Origin of the sequence: Flavobacterium sp. BFFFF1 (assembly GCF_002256285.1) — a bacterium.
In the GTDB taxonomy this organism is placed as follows: Bacteria; Bacteroidota; Bacteroidia; order Flavobacteriales; family Flavobacteriaceae; genus Flavobacterium.
This window is the reverse complement of the sequence record NZ_NKJE01000007.1, coordinates 13757-30208: the sequence shown is the minus strand read 5'-3', so window position 1 is coordinate 30208 and position 16452 is coordinate 13757. Positions and strand designations below refer to the sequence as shown.

At 44.0% G+C, this 16452-nt stretch carries 18 protein-coding genes and 1 tRNA gene; 8 read left to right on the top strand and 11 right to left on the bottom strand.

The features are described from left to right. Positions 1 to 4: 4 nt before the first annotated feature. Together CFE23_RS06005 and CFE23_RS06000 are read right to left on the bottom strand one after the other, a co-directional pair. Positions 5 to 1087 (bottom strand): glycosyltransferase, encoded by a 1083-nt coding sequence (locus CFE23_RS06005; RefSeq protein WP_291085531.1) that lies wholly within the window; start codon positions 1085 to 1087, stop codon positions 5 to 7. Further along, entirely contained in the window at positions 1084 to 1977 is an 894-nt protein-coding gene (locus CFE23_RS06000; protein WP_363331563.1) for a lysylphosphatidylglycerol synthase domain-containing protein, read from the bottom strand. The genes CFE23_RS06005 and CFE23_RS06000 overlap by 4 nt, the downstream gene beginning before the upstream one ends. Positions 1978 to 2042: 65 nt before the next feature. Here CFE23_RS06000 and ruvC point away from each other — a divergent pair, with 65 nt between their 5' ends. From ruvC to CFE23_RS05970, 6 genes are all read left to right on the top strand, one after another. Continuing rightward, the gene (gene ruvC / locus CFE23_RS05995) at positions 2043 to 2597 is read left to right on the top strand and encodes a crossover junction endodeoxyribonuclease RuvC (RefSeq protein ID WP_291085525.1); all 555 of its coding nucleotides are present in this window, start codon (positions 2043 to 2045) and stop codon (positions 2595 to 2597) included. A gap of 38 nt (positions 2598 to 2635) precedes the next feature. Continuing rightward, positions 2636 to 3766: a radical SAM family heme chaperone HemW gene (hemW, locus tag CFE23_RS05990; RefSeq protein WP_291085522.1), complete on the top strand. Its 1131-nt coding sequence runs from the start codon at positions 2636 to 2638 to the stop codon at positions 3764 to 3766. 91 nt (positions 3767 to 3857) lie between these two features. Then, complete coding sequence (locus tag CFE23_RS05985) at positions 3858 to 4235, top strand: GxxExxY protein (RefSeq protein ID WP_291085520.1); 378 nt, start codon at positions 3858 to 3860, stop codon at positions 4233 to 4235. A gap of 40 nt (positions 4236 to 4275) precedes the next feature. Then, complete coding sequence (locus tag CFE23_RS05980) at positions 4276 to 5049, top strand: cyclase family protein (protein WP_291085517.1); 774 nt, start codon at positions 4276 to 4278, stop codon at positions 5047 to 5049. A 21-nt stretch (positions 5050 to 5070) separates the two neighbouring features. Continuing rightward, positions 5071 to 5445 carry an MmcQ/YjbR family DNA-binding protein gene (locus CFE23_RS05975; protein ID WP_291085514.1) on the top strand — a complete coding sequence of 125 codons (375 nt, stop codon included), beginning with the start codon at positions 5071 to 5073 and terminating at the stop codon, positions 5443 to 5445. Positions 5446 to 5522: 77 nt separating this feature from the next. Beyond that, positions 5523 to 6260: a PH domain-containing protein gene (locus CFE23_RS05970; RefSeq protein WP_291085507.1), complete on the top strand. Its 738-nt coding sequence runs from the start codon at positions 5523 to 5525 to the stop codon at positions 6258 to 6260. Positions 6261 to 6358: 98 nt separating this feature from the next. On the opposite strand, the gene CFE23_RS05965 is transcribed toward CFE23_RS05970, so the two are convergent. From CFE23_RS05965 to CFE23_RS05930, 8 genes are all read right to left on the bottom strand, one after another. After that, entirely contained in the window at positions 6359 to 7459 is a 1101-nt protein-coding gene (locus CFE23_RS05965) for a DUF4407 domain-containing protein (protein WP_291085502.1), read from the bottom strand. A gap of 118 nt (positions 7460 to 7577) precedes the next feature. Continuing rightward, positions 7578 to 9257 carry a M56 family metallopeptidase gene (locus CFE23_RS05960; protein ID WP_291085499.1) on the bottom strand — a complete coding sequence of 560 codons (1680 nt, stop codon included), beginning with the start codon at positions 9255 to 9257 and terminating at the stop codon, positions 7578 to 7580. After that, positions 9254 to 9625 (bottom strand): BlaI/MecI/CopY family transcriptional regulator, encoded by a 372-nt coding sequence (locus tag CFE23_RS05955; RefSeq protein WP_291085496.1) that lies wholly within the window; start codon positions 9623 to 9625, stop codon positions 9254 to 9256. The genes CFE23_RS05960 and CFE23_RS05955 overlap by 4 nt, the downstream gene beginning before the upstream one ends. 99 nt (positions 9626 to 9724) lie before the next feature. Continuing rightward, positions 9725 to 10798 (bottom strand): energy transducer TonB, encoded by a 1074-nt coding sequence (locus CFE23_RS05950; RefSeq protein ID WP_291085493.1) that lies wholly within the window; start codon positions 10796 to 10798, stop codon positions 9725 to 9727. Beyond that, positions 10795 to 11334, bottom strand: a complete 540-nt coding sequence (locus CFE23_RS05945; RefSeq protein ID WP_291085490.1) for a sigma-70 family RNA polymerase sigma factor — start codon at positions 11332 to 11334, stop codon at positions 10795 to 10797. The genes CFE23_RS05950 and CFE23_RS05945 overlap by 4 nt, the downstream gene beginning before the upstream one ends. Next, positions 11334 to 11777, bottom strand: coding sequence for a WG repeat-containing protein (locus CFE23_RS05940; RefSeq protein ID WP_291085488.1), 444 nt, complete (start codon positions 11775 to 11777; stop codon positions 11334 to 11336). Before CFE23_RS05940 ends, CFE23_RS05945 begins: the two co-directional genes overlap by 1 nt. Positions 11778 to 11882: 105 nt before the next feature. Continuing rightward, a complete protein-coding gene (locus CFE23_RS05935) occupies positions 11883 to 12338 on the bottom strand; it encodes an energy transducer TonB (RefSeq protein WP_291085485.1) in 456 nt (151 codons plus the stop codon). Positions 12339 to 12340: 2 nt separating this feature from the next. After that, the gene (locus tag CFE23_RS05930; protein ID WP_291085482.1) at positions 12341 to 13729 is read right to left on the bottom strand and encodes a dipeptidase; all 1389 of its coding nucleotides are present in this window, start codon (positions 13727 to 13729) and stop codon (positions 12341 to 12343) included. Positions 13730 to 13838: 109 nt separating this feature from the next. On the opposite strand from CFE23_RS05930, the gene CFE23_RS05925 reads away from it, so the two are divergent. Further along, a tRNA-Leu gene (locus CFE23_RS05925) sits at positions 13839 to 13920 on the top strand. Positions 13921 to 14705: 785 nt separating this feature from the next. Further along, entirely contained in the window at positions 14706 to 15452 is a 747-nt protein-coding gene (locus CFE23_RS05920) for a hypothetical protein (RefSeq protein WP_291085479.1), read from the top strand. A 95-nt stretch (positions 15453 to 15547) separates the two neighbouring features. Here CFE23_RS05920 and CFE23_RS05915 read toward each other — a convergent pair whose 3' ends face one another. After that, positions 15548 to 16369 (bottom strand): mechanosensitive ion channel domain-containing protein, encoded by an 822-nt coding sequence (locus tag CFE23_RS05915; RefSeq protein ID WP_291085476.1) that lies wholly within the window; start codon positions 16367 to 16369, stop codon positions 15548 to 15550. Positions 16370 to 16452: the final 83 nt, after the last annotated feature.

Sequence of the window (16452 nt, the reverse complement as noted above, 5' to 3'; positions counted from 1 at the left end):
AAACTTAAAACCGACGGCCTTTCCACTCGAATTTTCCAAAGACCGAGTACACTGCCACCGCTGTACTGAAGAAAGGATACACCGCCGCTGATATTGGATGAAAACGAACTTCAGTCTTAAGAAATCGGGACGCCTTCAGAATCAACAAATAATCAATCGCTATTTTTAGGATAAGGAATCCTGGTAGCGCCAATCGCGTATGATTGATTGCAAATAAAACCAATCCGGCAATCCACCCCAGATTTCCTAACAACACAACCATTCCCAAAAACTGCCCGAACTTACTCTGGTATCCCGCAGCTTTCGATGCCCAGCGTACGCGTTGGTTAAACAGTTCATGCCAGGTAGAGGATGTGTTGGTGTGGACAATGCCGTGTGGCGACTTTAAATAGCCCACCAGCTTCGGAAATTTACTCATCGCTTTTTGAAGGAGAAAGACATCATCCCCGCCAGGATAGCCTTCATTACCACCGAACCCATTGAGCTTACTGAACAGCGTCTTCGTGTAGGCGAAATTCGCCCCATTGCACATGAAGCCTTTACCCAAATGAAAACTCCCAATTGTCGCGCCTTGTAACGAGGCGAGGTCTGCGTGTTGGAAATTAGCTAAGAAAGAGTCCGTAGCGCGATAGGCAACGGGTCCGCAAATCATTTCAACATCGTTTCCCCTTAGGAACGAATCCATCATCGCGAGCCAGGTTTCGGGCACTTCACAGTCGGCATCCGTAGTGATAATCCATTCGAATTGCGCAATGTCTATGGCTGTGAGGATGGCATCTTTTTTTGGAGAAGCAGACCTTCTGACGCTTTTTAGGAGTCGATAGGCAGTGCTTTCCAATACAAATCCGTCGGAAGAATCGTCATCGACCAGAATCACTTCAAACAATTCCCGGGGATAATTCAGTTTTGAGAAACTATCCAGCAGCAATGGAAGGTTTTCGGCCTCATTCCGAAATGGGACCACGATGGAAAAACGGGTGATGGGAATGGTATGTTCCATTACAGGCTCCGTTGCTTTGTCAAATCCATAAACAAGCGAAGCAATCGCAACCGCATATACAATAAGAATGATATAAATGACAATCATGGCAAAGGTTTAAACCGCAGGACAAAATAGCTGCCAATGCCAACTGGAACCACAACATTTAAGAACCAAATTGCGGTGGTCACAAAGATGACGATCCACTCGTTTACGCCCAATTGCCCGAAGAAGAACACCGCAACACTTCCTTTCACTGCAAAATCAAAGAACTGGAACGATGGAAGGGAAGATGCGAGAAGATAACTGATGGCGATGGTTGATAAAACCATCAGATAGGGTAGCTTTACGCCGAAGCAGACCAAAAGCAAATACTGCTGGTGTGAGAAAAATACATAGCGAAAAAATGCCAACCCCATGTTTTTTAGGTGGATATTTCTGGGCAGCGTATTGATTTTGTGGAGCAGTTTTTCAATTGAATATCCTTTTATCGAGAACCGTTTCATAAACAGCAAGGCGACAAACCCCACACAGCAACCTATAAAAAGGAAAAGAATAACCTGGGAATCGATTATGGCATGTTTCGTATTAAAGTAGAGTAAACCAAAAACACCAAAAATGAGGGTGTGCATCATTTGGGCGCCGTTGCATATTAAATTCAGGAATACAATTTTTTTCGCCAAAGATTTTTCATAAAAAAGTGCTTTCCCTGCATATTCGCCTACACCATTTGGCGTAAAAATTCCGGCCGTCAGCGAAGCCATCACTTGTCTTGTGGCCTCAAAGAGGGAAATGTCACGAATTGACATAACCAGATTCCGCCATTTCAGAATCTCGAAAAACCGATTCAAAACAGCAAGGATTACGACGCCAATAAGCAGATAGGTTGCCTTGGGGTTTTCCAGCAAATGCTGCACTTGCTTCCAATCCAGCCTGGTATGGCTTAGCCTGTCATAGATAAAATAAAAAGCCGCAGCGACGATCAAAACTTTGACCATTGCAAACAGGAATTGTTTAGCTTTGTCTGGGATAGCAACCATTACCGCAAAATAACAAATTAAAATTGGCAAACGAACGCATCATATTGGGAATCGACCCCGGAACCACCATTATGGGTTTTGGATTGATAAAAGTCACAGGAAAAAAAATGGAGTTCCTGCAGTTGAATGAATTGCAGTTGAGCAAACTCGACGACCACTACCAGCGGCTGAAAATTATTTTTGAACGCACCATCGAGCTCATTGAAACACACCATCCTGATGAAATTGCGATCGAAGCACCTTTCTTTGGGAAGAACGTACAGTCGATGCTGAAATTGGGCAGGGCACAGGGGGTAGCGATGGCGGCGGGCTTGTCCCGACAAATCCCGATTACCGAATACGAACCGAAGAAGATAAAAATGGCCATTACCGGCAATGGAAACGCTACGAAAGAACAGGTAGCCAAAATGCTGCAGCAGCTTTTAGGGTTAAAGGAGTTGCCTAAGAATCTTGATTCAACCGATGGCTTAGCCGCCGCAGTTTGTCACTTTTTTAACTCGGGTAAGGTCGTTGGCGGAAAGAGTTATACGGGTTGGGATGCTTTTGTGAAGCAGAATGAAGCGCGCGTTCAAAAGTAACCGATAGCAGTAAATTTTATAACCATACAAATCTGAAGATGTCCGGAATATACATTCACATTCCTTTCTGCAAGCAGGCCTGCCATTATTGTGACTTCCATTTTTCGACTTCGATGAAAAACAAGGAAGCAATGGTCCTGGCTTTAGCAAAAGAAATCGGGATGCGGAAAAATGAATTCGGTAATGAGTTTGTTGAAACCATTTATTTTGGTGGAGGCACTCCTTCAATATTGCCAATTGACGATATTCAGTTGTTGATTGATATGGTTTATGAAAATTTTGATGTTGCGGACAATCCTGAAATCACACTGGAAGCCAATCCTGATGATTTAAGCGATGAACGAATCCGTGAATTAGCAAATTCACCCATTAACCGCCTAAGTATCGGCATACAGTCCTTCTTTGAGGAAGACTTAAAGATGATGAACCGCGCGCACAATTCAAGGGAAGCAAAGCATTGCCTGGAGGAAGCGAGAAAGTATTTTGACAACATTTCCATCGACCTGATTTATGGCATTCCCGGCATGAGCAATGAGAAATGGAAGCAAAATATCGCAACTGCTTTATCATTTGGCGTGCCACATATTTCGAGTTATGCGTTGACCGTTGAGCCAAAAACAGCTTTAAAGAAACTCATCGAAACCGGGAAAATCGCCGCGCCAAAAGACGAAACAGCGCAGGAACATTTTGTAATACTTACCGAAATGCTTGCGAAAAATGGATTTGTGCATTATGAGCTTTCCAATTTCGGGAAGCAAAATTACTTCTCACGGAACAATACCGCCTATTGGCTTGGCAAAAAATACCTGGGGATTGGGCCGTCGGCGCACAGTTATGACGGTGTTTCCAGAAGCTGGAATGTGGCCAATAATTCCCTTTACCTGAAATCTATTGGGGAAGATAAAATACCAAATGAAACTGAAGTGCTATCCGTAAATGACCGTTATAATGAATACGTCATGACCGGGCTTCGAACGATTTGGGGCGTTTCTTTGGCTAAAGTGCAAGATGATTTTGGCGGCATTTTTTCAAATCACTTAGCTGCGGAATCTGCTAAATACATTCGAGAAGGTTTTTTGAAAATAGAGCACAATACGCTCAAAATAACTCATAAAGGCAAGTTTCTGACAGATGGTATCGCGAGTGATTTGTTTTTGGTAAATTTGTGATAGCGCACCGCAAAGTGCGCAAAGGATTGCGCGATGGACACAATGCCAGTCACGGAATTAGAGATAAATATACGCCACGAAATTAATTACTATGATTGAAAACGAATTGTCAGCAGTTGTATTTGATTGCGCTTTGAGAGTGCATCGAAAATTAGGTCCCGGCCTATTGGAAAGCACATATGAAGCGTGTCTGTTTTACGAATTGAATAAAACGGGACTGTTAATTGAAAGACAAAAGCCAATGCCTTTATTTTATGACGACGTAAAATTAGACATAGGGTATCGTCTTGATTTGATGGTTGAAAATAAGCTTATTTTGGAGCTGAAATCGGTCGAAACTTTAAGCGATGTCCATTTTGCGCAGTTGCTTACGTATTTGAAATTGTCAGAATGTAGATTAGGAATGCTGATTAACTTCAACGTTTCTTTGATTAAAAATGGAATACGCCGTATCGCAAACAATCTTTAGCGATCTTTGCGAAACCTATAAAACTTTGCGTTAAGAATTGATGAAAGCAACAATCACACACAACAATAAAACGTTCACAGCCGACTTGTCCAAGCCGCTCGACATCTCCATACCATTGACCAATACAGACGCCAATCCGATCGCATGGTATCTCGAAAAGCCAGTAATCGAGCCGGTGCGTTCCGGGGATTGGATTGGAAAGGTATCAGCAGGGAATTCGTCGACGAATTTCAACAATATATTTTTCAATCCGCACGGGCATGGTACCCATACGGAATGTGTTGGGCATATTACCAAAGATTTTTACAGCATCAACGAAAGCCTGAAGACTTTTTTCTTTTTGGCTGAAGTCATTTCCTTACAGCCCGAGGTGTTCGGCGATGACCTGGTGATCACCAAAGAAATGATTGCGCAAAGAATCCCCGAACAGGCGCCGGAAGCACTCATTATCAGAACACTTCCGAACCGGCAGGAAAAGCTTTCAAAAAAATATTCCAATACCAATCCGGCATACCTGCAGGAAGCAGCCGCTATTTTTCTAAGGGAAAGCGGCATCAGGCATTTGCTGATAGATTTGCCCAGCGTGGATAGGGAGCATGATGAAGGCAAACTGTTGGCGCATAAAGCTTTCTGGAATGTGAAAGACGTGAATGTACTGAATCCCGATGCCCGGTTGGACTGTACGATAACAGAGTTGATTTTCGTGCCGGATGACATTGCCGATGACGTCTACTTACTGAACATCCAGATGGCGTCATTTGAAAACGATGCCAGTCCGTCAAAGCCGGTATTGTACGCGGTTAAATCGGTTTAAAAATCTTAAAATCTAAATAAATTGGACATTCAGCAATATTTTGAATTCTGCTTAAGCAAAAAAGGCGTTACGGAGCATTTCCCATTTGATGAAGATACACTCGTGTTTAAGGTAGGAGGGAAGATGTTTGCACTTTCTTCTTTGTCCGAATGGGAAAAAGGGAATCCTTCGGCAAATCTCAAATGTGATCCAGGGAGAGCGGAAGAACTTCGCGCCGAATATAACGGCATCACTCCAGGCTGGCACATGAGTAAAGTGCATTGGAACACGGTGAAAATTAATGCGGATGTTCCTGATAAAATATTGAAAGAACTCATCAACGATTCTTATGAGCTGGTTTTCAAAAGCCTGACCAGGAAATTACAGGCTGAAATTAATGATTTGGAAATGGGATAATTAGATAATCTGGAAATTACATATTACTTTTGCGTGACAAAACCCAGTTACTTTGTGACTTTGCAACTCAATAAACAATGAAAGACAGCATCAAGAAATTCCTGAACGAGGAACAGGATCCAAAAGCAATCGAAAAAATCACAAGCAAGCTCAATGACCTGCTGATGAAAGGCGAGGAAGTGGGTTACATTGGCGTTCAAAAGAAACCGGCAATCAATGTGTTTCCGGACAGTATTGTAGCCTCCAATAAAAGATTAATTCTTTGCCGTCCTAAGAATTTAGGGTTGTCGATGGATTTTACCGATTATACCTGGGACGATATCGAAAGTGTTTTTGTAAAGGAAAATATCCTGGGTTCCGAGTTTTCTTTTACCACCAAAACGGACCTGGCTATTTCTATTGATTATATCCCGAAAACGCAGGCCAGGAAATTATATACGTATTCAAAGGAACAGCTTGACATCTTGAAAAACGGAGCGCCTGTGCCATTGGCTGCGCCTTTTGATGAACCCAAAGTGGAAGACGAAATCAAGGTGGCAGAAATTCCGGCAGTCGAACCAGAGCAAATCGAAGAAGTGGCTACAGAAGAAGTTACCGATTTCGCAGAAATCATGCCGATTGCCCAGCCCGAATTTGCGGCGACAAGCTTGGCGGCAAACATTCAGGCAGAAACCAATAAAGACAGGCCTTTGAATGAAATGTCTAGCGAAGAGTTGTTTGTCAAGCTTCAGAATTACAAAAAGTTACTGGATAACGGCCTGATCATGCAGGGTGAATACGACAACCTGAAAAAGGAGATTCTCGGATATATGTAAATGGAAGTTAAGAATTCAAAGAGCGTAAGTATACCATAGAAAAGTCCGGAACGATGATGTCTCCGGACTTTTTTTTTCGCCATTCCGAACTTTTTATTTTATAAAGTTTTTCTTTGTTTTTCAACAAAATTGTTTGCCTGCAATTCGAGCAATTCCGTAGCCTTTTTTCGCTGTAGGTTGTACAGCGATTTGTCTTCAGCGATATCAGCATATACTTTGTCATGCATCGAAGCGCTTGTTTTAACCAGCAGTTCACGTTGGTACTTATCCTGTGATAATGTGGCTTTCAGCGCAGTTTCCAGGTCTTCGAGCTTGTAGTCGTATTCTCCTTTCGGCGACAACAACTTTGCGATAATGGGCGCCGTTTCGATAGCGAGAAACAGCAGCATAATGAAAAACGACGGCAGCCAGGGCAATTTATCGAGCGCGTTGATGCGCGCCATCAGTCCGTCGAATCCTTCAATGATAGGCTTTGTCAGCGAGACTTTCTTGTCAAGGTCCGATTGAAGGGTTTTCGTTTTGGCTTCCTTTTCCGCAATTACCGCCAGGTTTTTCTTCCGTAAAGTGTCCAGTTCTTTTCTCGCCAGGTCGTGCTTGGCAATTTTTTCTTTGAATACGGGGCCTTTGCCAATTTTCAGTGTGCCTTTAGTGCCTTCTGCTTCGGTGATATAAGTGTCGTATAAGGTGTTGACTTCTTTTTCTTTGGCAACAATTTCGGTTTTTAGTGAATTGATATCGGCCTTATTCTTATCGAGGTCCGACTTGAAATAATTGGCAATTTCCTTTTTATTATTCAGTTCCATGGCATTTTTTTCTTTCAGCAGCACGGTGTTGATTTCCTTTTCAAAAATTTTGATCTCCAAAGGCTTGGAAATGACAATAGCGATAATGATGGCCAGAACAATCCTGGGTAAGGCCTGTAGGAATTCACTGCCGAAGCGCTCCCGTTTGCGAATGGTGGAAACAATAAAACGGTCCAGATTGAAAATTAGTAATCCCCACACAAGTCCGAAGGCAATCGCAGGATAAATATTATCAAAAACGGTGTAAAGGGCATATGCGCCTGCGATAAAGGCCATGACGGCAGTAAAAAAAACGGTGGCGCCGATGCCTGCGAATTTGGTTTTTTCGCCTTCGGAACAGCCTGAAATCAGGTTTTTATCTGCTCCGGAACAGAGTAGGAAGAATTGTTGCAGCATAATAATTTTGATTGATGATGATGTCTGCAAAAGTAACGGTAAAAACAGTAAGTTGTTGCCTGTGAGCGCTAAAAACAAGACTAAAAAAAATCCATCCCTTTGGGGATGGACTCTTGTATTACTTATCTAAGGCAAGGACGATAGGAATGGTGTAGGGCAGTGCAATGGGTTTGCCGCCACGGGTTCCCGGTTTCCATTTTGGAGACATTTCCAATACCCGAATGGCTTCTGCGCTTGTTTTTTCATCTGTTTCCCGGAGGATTTTGATGTCTTTGAGGCTGCCGTCTTCTGTAATTACAAAAGAGGCCACAATCTTGCCGTTACCCTTATAGCCGGCAGGGATTTTGTAATTGCTGCTGAAGAATTTAATAAATTCAACCATACCACCAGGAAATTCTGCCTGGGTATCGTCAGCGTACCGATCACCTTCCTGTAAAGCTATTGCGGTGGCTTTCGCTTTCGTTGTTTTGGAAGTATTTTGATTGTAAATGGTTGCCGTATAGACGGAAGAGCCGTATTTGAGGTGGCTGAATTTTAAGGTTTTGTCAAAATAGTCCCGTGTATAAAAAGAATATTGGAAAGGCTGCGGAAATTTGGCGCTGCGGGCATTTTTCATGACTGAACTGCCACTAAAAAAAACAAAGGAATTTGCTGCGTATTGATCCAGCGCACTATTCTTAACAGCAACACCGTCAATCCAGATGGCGTATTTTTTCGGATTGCGGAAATCCTGATACTCCGCTGTCGTTGGCGATTTTTCTACCAATGGTGCCGGGACATACCACAAATATTTGCGTTGCTGCTCCAGCGTCATACTTTCGTAAGGCTGATCAATTGTAACGTTGTCAATGTAATCGTGAATCTTGACCTGCACGCCGGCATAATAGCGGTTTCTTGCCTGATCGTCACTAGTCCCGCGGGTTGAAGCGGTTAAGGGTTTTGCCTGTGCTTGATTGTCAACACAGATAAAGAACACCAGCCCAAATAAGACGGGCAGTACGCACATTTGTTTGGCCAATCCTCTAGCCTTTGAAGTGGTTTTTGTCATCATAAGAAATCTTTTTTTAGTTATAGAAAAATTAAGTGTACTTGCAAGTGGATGCGCCGCGAGGCCTTGTGCTTTTGACAGCAGTAGCGATTGGTAGGACGGAATGTCCTTATAGGAAGACAACACGCGCTGATCTGCCAGAAATTCATGGTTGAGCTGTATCGCTTTTTTGTACAGCAGCAGCATTGGATTAAACCAAAGGATTGTCCGGAGCGCTTCGATAAACAGGATGTCTAGTGAGTGTTTCTGCCGAACGTGCGTCAACTCATGCGCCATCAACACGGCGTCGTTATCCGGGTCGTAATAGTCTTGCTGATTTACGAAAATGGTGTTTAGGAAGGTGTAGGGCGGCACTTGTTCCTTCAGTAAAACGATGGTTGCTTCGGGATGCCTGATAGAAGGGGAGCTCATGGCCAGCCGTTTGAACTTTTTCAGGTTCAGGATAAAACGCAGTGTCAGGATAAACGTGACCAGGCCATACAAAGCGTATCCAACGAGTGACAGGTAATCGGTGGTGGGTTGCTGCTGAGGTTGTGCCTGGAGTAAGATCGTGGCAGGCGCCGGGTTCAGCGGCAGGCTGATTTCACGCACCGTTTCGATCGTGATCAGCGGAAGCACCAGGGAAACCGCGAGTGCAGCCAACAGGTAAAACCTGTTGAAATGATGCATCTTTTCTTTTTCGAAAAAGGCATAGTATACCGCCAGGAGGACGAGCATACTCATTCCGGATTGTACGACGAAATCAATCATTTTTTCTTTTTTTGAATTTCTTCGTCAATGATTTTTTTCAGGGATTCCAGCTCCGACGTGCTCAGGTTCGTTTCGGTCGTAAAGAATGAGGCAAATTGCGATGCCGAGTTTCCAAAGAAGTTTCGGATCAACCCATTCACATGTTTGGCAAAATAATCGGATTTACTGACTAAGGGAAAGTACTCCCTGGAATTTCCAAATTCCCGATAGCTGATAAACTGCTTATCAGCCATGCGTTTCAACAGGGTTGCGACGGTGGTCGTAGCTGGTTTAGGCGCTGGATAGGCGTCCAGCAGGTCTTTCATAAACGCTTTCTCAAGCGTCCAGATGTGTTCCATCAATTGTTCTTCTGCGGTGGTAAGGCTCATATGCTCTATATTTATAGAAATAACTCTACAAATGTAGAGATTAATTTTACATGAGCAAATTTTTCTGAAAAAATTTTATGTCTTATTCCGGATGGAGCATCAGTTGCTATTGATTGTCAGGGGTACGCTGTATTTGGAGCGCACGGGTTTGCCATCCTGATAGGCGGGTATCCAATGTCCTTCCAGCGCTTTAAACACGCGTAACGCTTCCTCTTTGGTGCCATGGCCCAGGTCTTTCAGGACTTCCAGCCCGGTCATCGAGCCATCCGGTTCAATCACAAAGGACACCATGATTTTGCCATTAAAAGAGCCTTCCGGAATCCTGAAATTCTTTTGGATGAAACTGTTGAAAGCTGAAATTCCCCCTTTAAATGTAGGCTGAAAAGTGTCTACTCTTGCAGAATCCTTACTTATTCTTGACTCATAAACGATGGCATTGCCTACAAGCAACTGCTCCTTTTGTGCAAATGAGGCCGTTGTTGGTTTCAGGGTCAGCGAATCGTGGTGTCTCGGAGCAGGTTTGAGCTTGACACGATACGCAGGCCTCCCGGGAGCAAAAATAATCAGCAATTTTCCGGTTTCGCTCTGGTTTTTTTCGACGGCCCGTTTTTTTAGCAATTCGTATTCGGCATCGGTCAGCGGATTTGTTGCGCGGATGACGATGCGATTCTTATAGACTTCCGTATTCGCGATAACTTCCGGCTCTTTTGTTGCTGAAGTGACGCGGTATACCTGGGGTTCGGTTTTTGGTTCAATGGTGCGCTGATCCTCTTTCTTGTCAATTGAAAGTTCGTCAATTGTTTCTTTTTCTGCGGCATTTCTCTTTTTTTCCGGAGCATTATCACGGATTTCCTTCCGAATTTCCCGTCTCATAGTATCAATCGTAACGACGCTGTCCGTTAAAATCTGGGGTACAATGACCTCTTGCTTTTGAGGGAGTCGTGGCAGTTGGTTTTGTTCCTTATCTGTAAGAACGATGTACAAAATGATACCAATAAATACAGTTAACAAAGCAATAACCGAAATCAGTAATGTTTTGGTGGCTGCTGCTTTTTTTACCGCTTTTTCTGCTTTTAAGCCAGTGTCGATCTTATTCCACAGGTTGTCAGAGGGCATTTCATCGAAAGCGTCCCTGCCATTTTTGAAAAAGTCAAATAGTTCCTGGTCGCTCATAACGTATTATTTTTAAGGTCATTGTTGAAAAAGGCTTTTTTGAGCTTTTCTTTAGCATAATTCAGCTGCGATTTTGAAGTGCCCTCTGAGATGCCCAGCTGTTCCGCAATCTCTGCGTGTTTGTATCCTTCGACTGCATACAGATTGAAAACGATGCGCGCGCCTTCCGGGAGTATGGACAACATTTTTTCGATATCGTTCGCGGCAAGCTCATTGGTAACGGTATTGTCGACGGCGAGAAAAATAGTGTCGGGTTTTAGTTCGTCGGTAAAATTTGTTTTCTTACGCAGTTCCATCAGGCAGCAATTTACCGCGATGCGAAGGATCCAGCCTTCAAAGCTTCCTTCCTGTTTGAACTGCCCGATTTTTTTAAAGAGGGTGAGGAATGTATTCATTGCCATCTCTTCAGCGCGCTCCCGGTCCCTCATGTACCGTTTGCATGTACCGAACACCCTGGAAGCATATTGTTTATATACCAGGTTCTGGATTTTAGGATCCTGTTTAACGCACCCTTTGATTAGTTCACTTTCCGACATTAATTGCTGTGTCTTTTTAAAGGGATTTCGGCATAGACCGGTTTTACGATTTCGTTGCCCTCATTATCAATAAAGCCGTACTTGTTGTCCACGCTCACCAGTGCCCAATTTTCTTTGTAATCGCCGAATTTTCCGATTTCGTCATATTTCGCCTCCACGATGAGGTCTCCCTCTTCATCAATAAATCCGATATGACCATCTTCCGATTGAACTTTTGCCCAATTGTCCTGGTATTCCCCAAAAACGCCAATCGAAGCGTAAATCGGTGGTACAATCTCATTCCCATTGGCATCGAGATAGCCTGCCAGGCCACTGTCAGAATACACCATGATCCAGCCCGATGTGTTTTTCAGTACCGCCTCAAAACGGTCAATAGATACATTCTTGTGCTGTGCATGGACCAGTACGCTTGCCATCAAACATAAAAAAAGAAATTTTCTCATCGGTATAAAAATTAGGTTTTCTTGTTAGATGCCGCCTAAGAAGCAAATGGTTGGAATGAAAATAAAAAAAATCCGTTGAAGGAACGGATTTTTTAGTTGTACAGCTTATTTTCCTGTCTCTGCCGGCGTGTCTGGGGTGGTCACAATTCTTATCGGCAAACTAAATCTCGTCCTAACAGGCCTTCCGTTTTGTATCCCAGCCTTCCATTTTGGACTTTGTTGTAACACACGAACAGCTTCCTGTCCGGTGCCAAAACCCAAATCGCGGAGCACTTTGATGTCCGTCAACGTGCCATCTTTTTCTATGACGAAGGTCACCAGGAGATTTCCATTTATTGCTTCGGTAGTGGCGGGGGTAACGAATCTCGTACTGACGAACTGTAAGAACGCGGTAATCCCACCGGGAAATTCGGGGCGTAATTCTGGCGTATTGTAAATGGTATTGTCCGTTTCCGGTACTGTCTGGAAGCTGGCATTAGCGATTTCGGTTTCAATGCCTTTTTCCTGTGATAAAGCCGTCAACGATAGCAACAGCGATAACGATAGCAATAGGTTTTTCATCGTTATTTGGAAAGTGCGACAAAGTATTTATAAAAAAGCGGAATCGTTTCAATGCCTTTCAGGTAATTGAATACCCCGAAATGCTCGTTCGGCGAGTGAATCGCATCGCTGTCGAGGCCAAATCCCATCATGATGGTCTTGCTTTTCAGTTCTTTTTCAAATAGTGCTACAATAGGAATACTTCCGCCGGAACGCACCGGAATGGGTTTTACCCCAAAACTCTCTTCATAGGCCTTTGCCGCTGCCTGGTATCCAATACTGTCAATCGGGGTCACGTAACCCTGTCCGCCATGGTGCGGTTTTACTTTAACCGTCACACCCGATGGCGCAATGCTCTCAAAATGCTTCGTGAATAATTCCGTAATTTCTTCCCAATCCTGGTGCGGGACAAGGCGCATTGATATTTTTGCGTAAGCTTTACTCGCAATAACTGTTTTGGCGCCTTCGCCAGTGTAACCGCCCCAAATGCCGTTGACATCCAATGTTGGGCGGATCGAGTTGCGTTCGTTTGTCACATAGCCTTTCTCGCCATAAATATCGTTCAGGTCTAAAGCTTTCTTGTAATTGTCAAGATTAAAAGGCGCTTTTGCCATTTCGGCTCGCTCTTCGGTGGTGAGTTCTTCTACGTTATCATAAAAGCCGGGGATGGTGATGTGGTTGTTTTCATCGTGCAGCGACGCAATCATTTTCGCCAGTACATTGATGGGGTTCGCAACCGCGCCGCCATAAAGGCCTGAGTGCAGGTCGCGATTCGGTCCGGTCACTTCCACTTCCACATAGCTCAATCCGCGCAAACCTGTCGTAATAGAAGGCTGTTGGTTCGAAATCATCCCGGTATCAGAAATCAGGATCACGTCGCATTTTAGTTTTTCCTGGTTCTTTTCGACAAACCAGCCCAGGCTTTTTGATCCGACTTCCTCTTCGCCCTCAATCATGAATTTGACGTTGCAGGGCAGTGTATTGGATTGTACCATATACTCCAATGCCTTTACGTGCATGTACATCTGTCCTTTATCATCGCAGGCCCCGCGGGCAAAAATGGCGCCTTCTGGATGCAGTTCTGTTTTTTTGATCACGGGTTCAAACGGGGGAGAAGTCCACAAATCCATCGGGTCTGGTGGCTGCACGTCATAATGCCCGTATACCAGAACCGTAGGCAGATTTTTATCAATTGTTTTTTCGCCGTATACGATGGGATAGCCTGGTGTCTCACAAATCTCCACAAAATCACAGCCTGCTTTTTCAAGGCTGGCCTTTACGGCTTCGGAAGTATCGATTACATCCTGTGAATACGCGGTATCGGCGCTGACGGAAGGAATTTTCAGCAGATCGATCAACTCGCTGATAAAGCGGTCTTTGTGCTGCTGTACATATGATTTTATATTGTCCATAATGGTTTGTGTTTTTGAACAGCCAAAATACAAAAAATCTGTATAAAGTTTTTTTTCAAAAATTTCTTTGCAGATTAGAAGTTATGCTTATATTTGCACCCACAATTGCGCGGATATGGTGAAATTGGTAGACATGCCAGACTTAGGATCTGGTGCCGCAAGGCGTGTAGGTTCGAGTCCTATTATCCGCACTGAAAAAGCTTCTCTATACGGGAAGCTTTTTTGTTTTTATAAAGATGTGAAATCAAGCCGCGAGGCAAATAGGTTCCCCCGACGCTTCGGGGCTATTATCCGCACTGAAAAAGCTTCTCTAAACGGGAAGCTTTTTTGTTTTTATAAAGATGTGAAATCAATCCGCAAGGCAAATAGGTTCCCCCGACGCTTCGGGGCTGTTATCCGCACTGAAAAAGCTTCTCTAAACGGGAAGCTTTTTTGTTTTGATGCTGTTCTATAAATAGTACGTAAAACTATTTGCCACGATACAACACTAAAACTTTAACAAAATATACGGGTTTGCCGTAAGGAAAGCATGCTATTGTTTCGTAGGGAAAACAACCGCCCCTTCCCTGAAGGTAAAATACAAATTTTCGGTGACCTGATTTTACGGAAAATCCATACTTTTTCTAAAAGTTATACTTGCGTGCGTTTCACCCCCGCGCGCGCCGCATTGCCGTTTTGTACAAAAACGTGCGAACAAAACTAATGAAGGCATTTTGGCCTAAAGACTTCGCTATAAGGAACCCAACCCAAACCATCGCTCCCGAATGCATTTGATTATTGAGGGACTTTTAATGACGTGGCCCAATATTCATACTATAGGCGTACTTATTGTAATTATAGTATAAGGATAATATTAGTATAGTGTAACTATTAAAAATATATTTTAAATACTTACACTATATCAATATAATATGAATAACACCAATACAAATGAAAGAAATATTTATTATTTTTATTCTTTAAAACAAAACAACCCATGGCAAGAATCAACGCAAAAGGCCATTTGTCCGGTGCAGTAGGGCCTGTGTATTTCAGGATATTAAATGGCAAGCCCATTGTGCAAAGCAAGCCGGGTAAAGGAAACGTAAAGCAGGCAGCGGCAACAAAAGCAGGGGCGTCCGAATTTGGGGCGGCGAGCAAAACTGCAAAATGCATCCGTGCCGCGCTGTTTCCCATACTCCAGGACCTCGCCGATGTTACGATGTTCCAAAGGTTTACCGCTGCAGTTTATGCAGCCGTCAGGGCAAATACTACCGTAACAAAAGGAAACCGCAGGCTGGCAGACGGCGACCTGTCGCTTTTGGAAGGTTTCGAGTTTAACCACAACAGCCCGTTTGCGAAATACAGCTCCCTTTCGCCGCAAATCACTTGCCTTCCCGATGGGAAACTCGCCATTTCACTGGCCGATACCGCTTCTGCAGAGGCATTTAAGATCCCCCATCCTAAAGCATCGGGAACTGAACTCCGGGTAATGGTTACAGTGGTAGATCCGCACAGTGGTATGTTTGTAAACGACGAAAGATTTAGCGTCTCCATATCCGGGTCCTCAACCGTCGTACCGGCACAGGCATGGACGACTGCTATTTTACCTGCAGGGCATCTGGTGTTTGTAACAATGGCACTTCGGTATTATCGTGAGGACCGTAGTGCGGGTAACATTCCGTTGAACAGCCGCGAGCTGCATCCGTGTAGGATGGTTCGGGCTTTTCTGACCGGGGAGTGAATGTGCAGGATTACAGGTGATGTTGGTTGACGTGTGGCTGGTAAACAAAAAAGCTTCCGCAAGGGGAAGCTTTACCATTGTTGACAGCATGCTGTCTATTTCTTCGACGACTCTTTCACAAAAGGCTGCGTTTCAATACCGGCAAGCTGTAAAGCTAATTTCACTTCTTCGAGTACTTCCGAAACCATCAAACCATAATCCGCATTGGTGGCCCATGGTCGGATGGCGAGCCGCACCGAATTGTCCGTGAGGTCCGTCACAACGACTGCCGCTTCGGGCTGTTTTAGAACTTTTTCGTTGGCTTTCAAAACCGAATGGATGATTTCTTTGGTGCGCTTGAGGTCGGCATCATACGCAATCGAAAAAATTAAATCCGCCCTGCGTGTTCCCGCCATCGAATAATTGATGATCGTATTGTTTGACAAAGCGCCGTTCGGGATAAAAATCGTCTGGTTGTTGCCCGTCAACAGTTTCGTCACAAAAATCTGTATTTCTGAAACGGTCCCAATCACACCCTGTGCCTCAATCGTATCGCCTACGCGGAAAGGCTTGAACACGATAATCAGCATGCCACCCGCGAAATTTGACATCGAGCCCTGGAGTGACAAACCGATGGCGAGTCCACCCGCACCTAAAATCGCCACAAATGCCGAGGTTTCTACGCCAAGCCTGGTGATAAAAACGACAAACAAAAGGATGCGCAGCGCCCATATTAAAATATCGGCCAGGAATTTCGAAAGCGTGGGCTCAAACTCACGCTTTATCATAATCTTCTGTACAATCCTTTTGACAATGCGGATGGCGTATATTCCAATGATCAGCACAGCAAATGCTGAAATCAGGCGGGGGGTATAATCGGCGAGTGCCCTGCCGATTTTATCGGTGTAACTGGTAATGTATTCCGGAGTAAGGGTCATAGTTAAAATCATTTTTTTCAAGGCGCAAATTTAACCCTTATCTGCACCTTTTTTTCTAAAGCAAAGTTAATTTTTACAAAAGT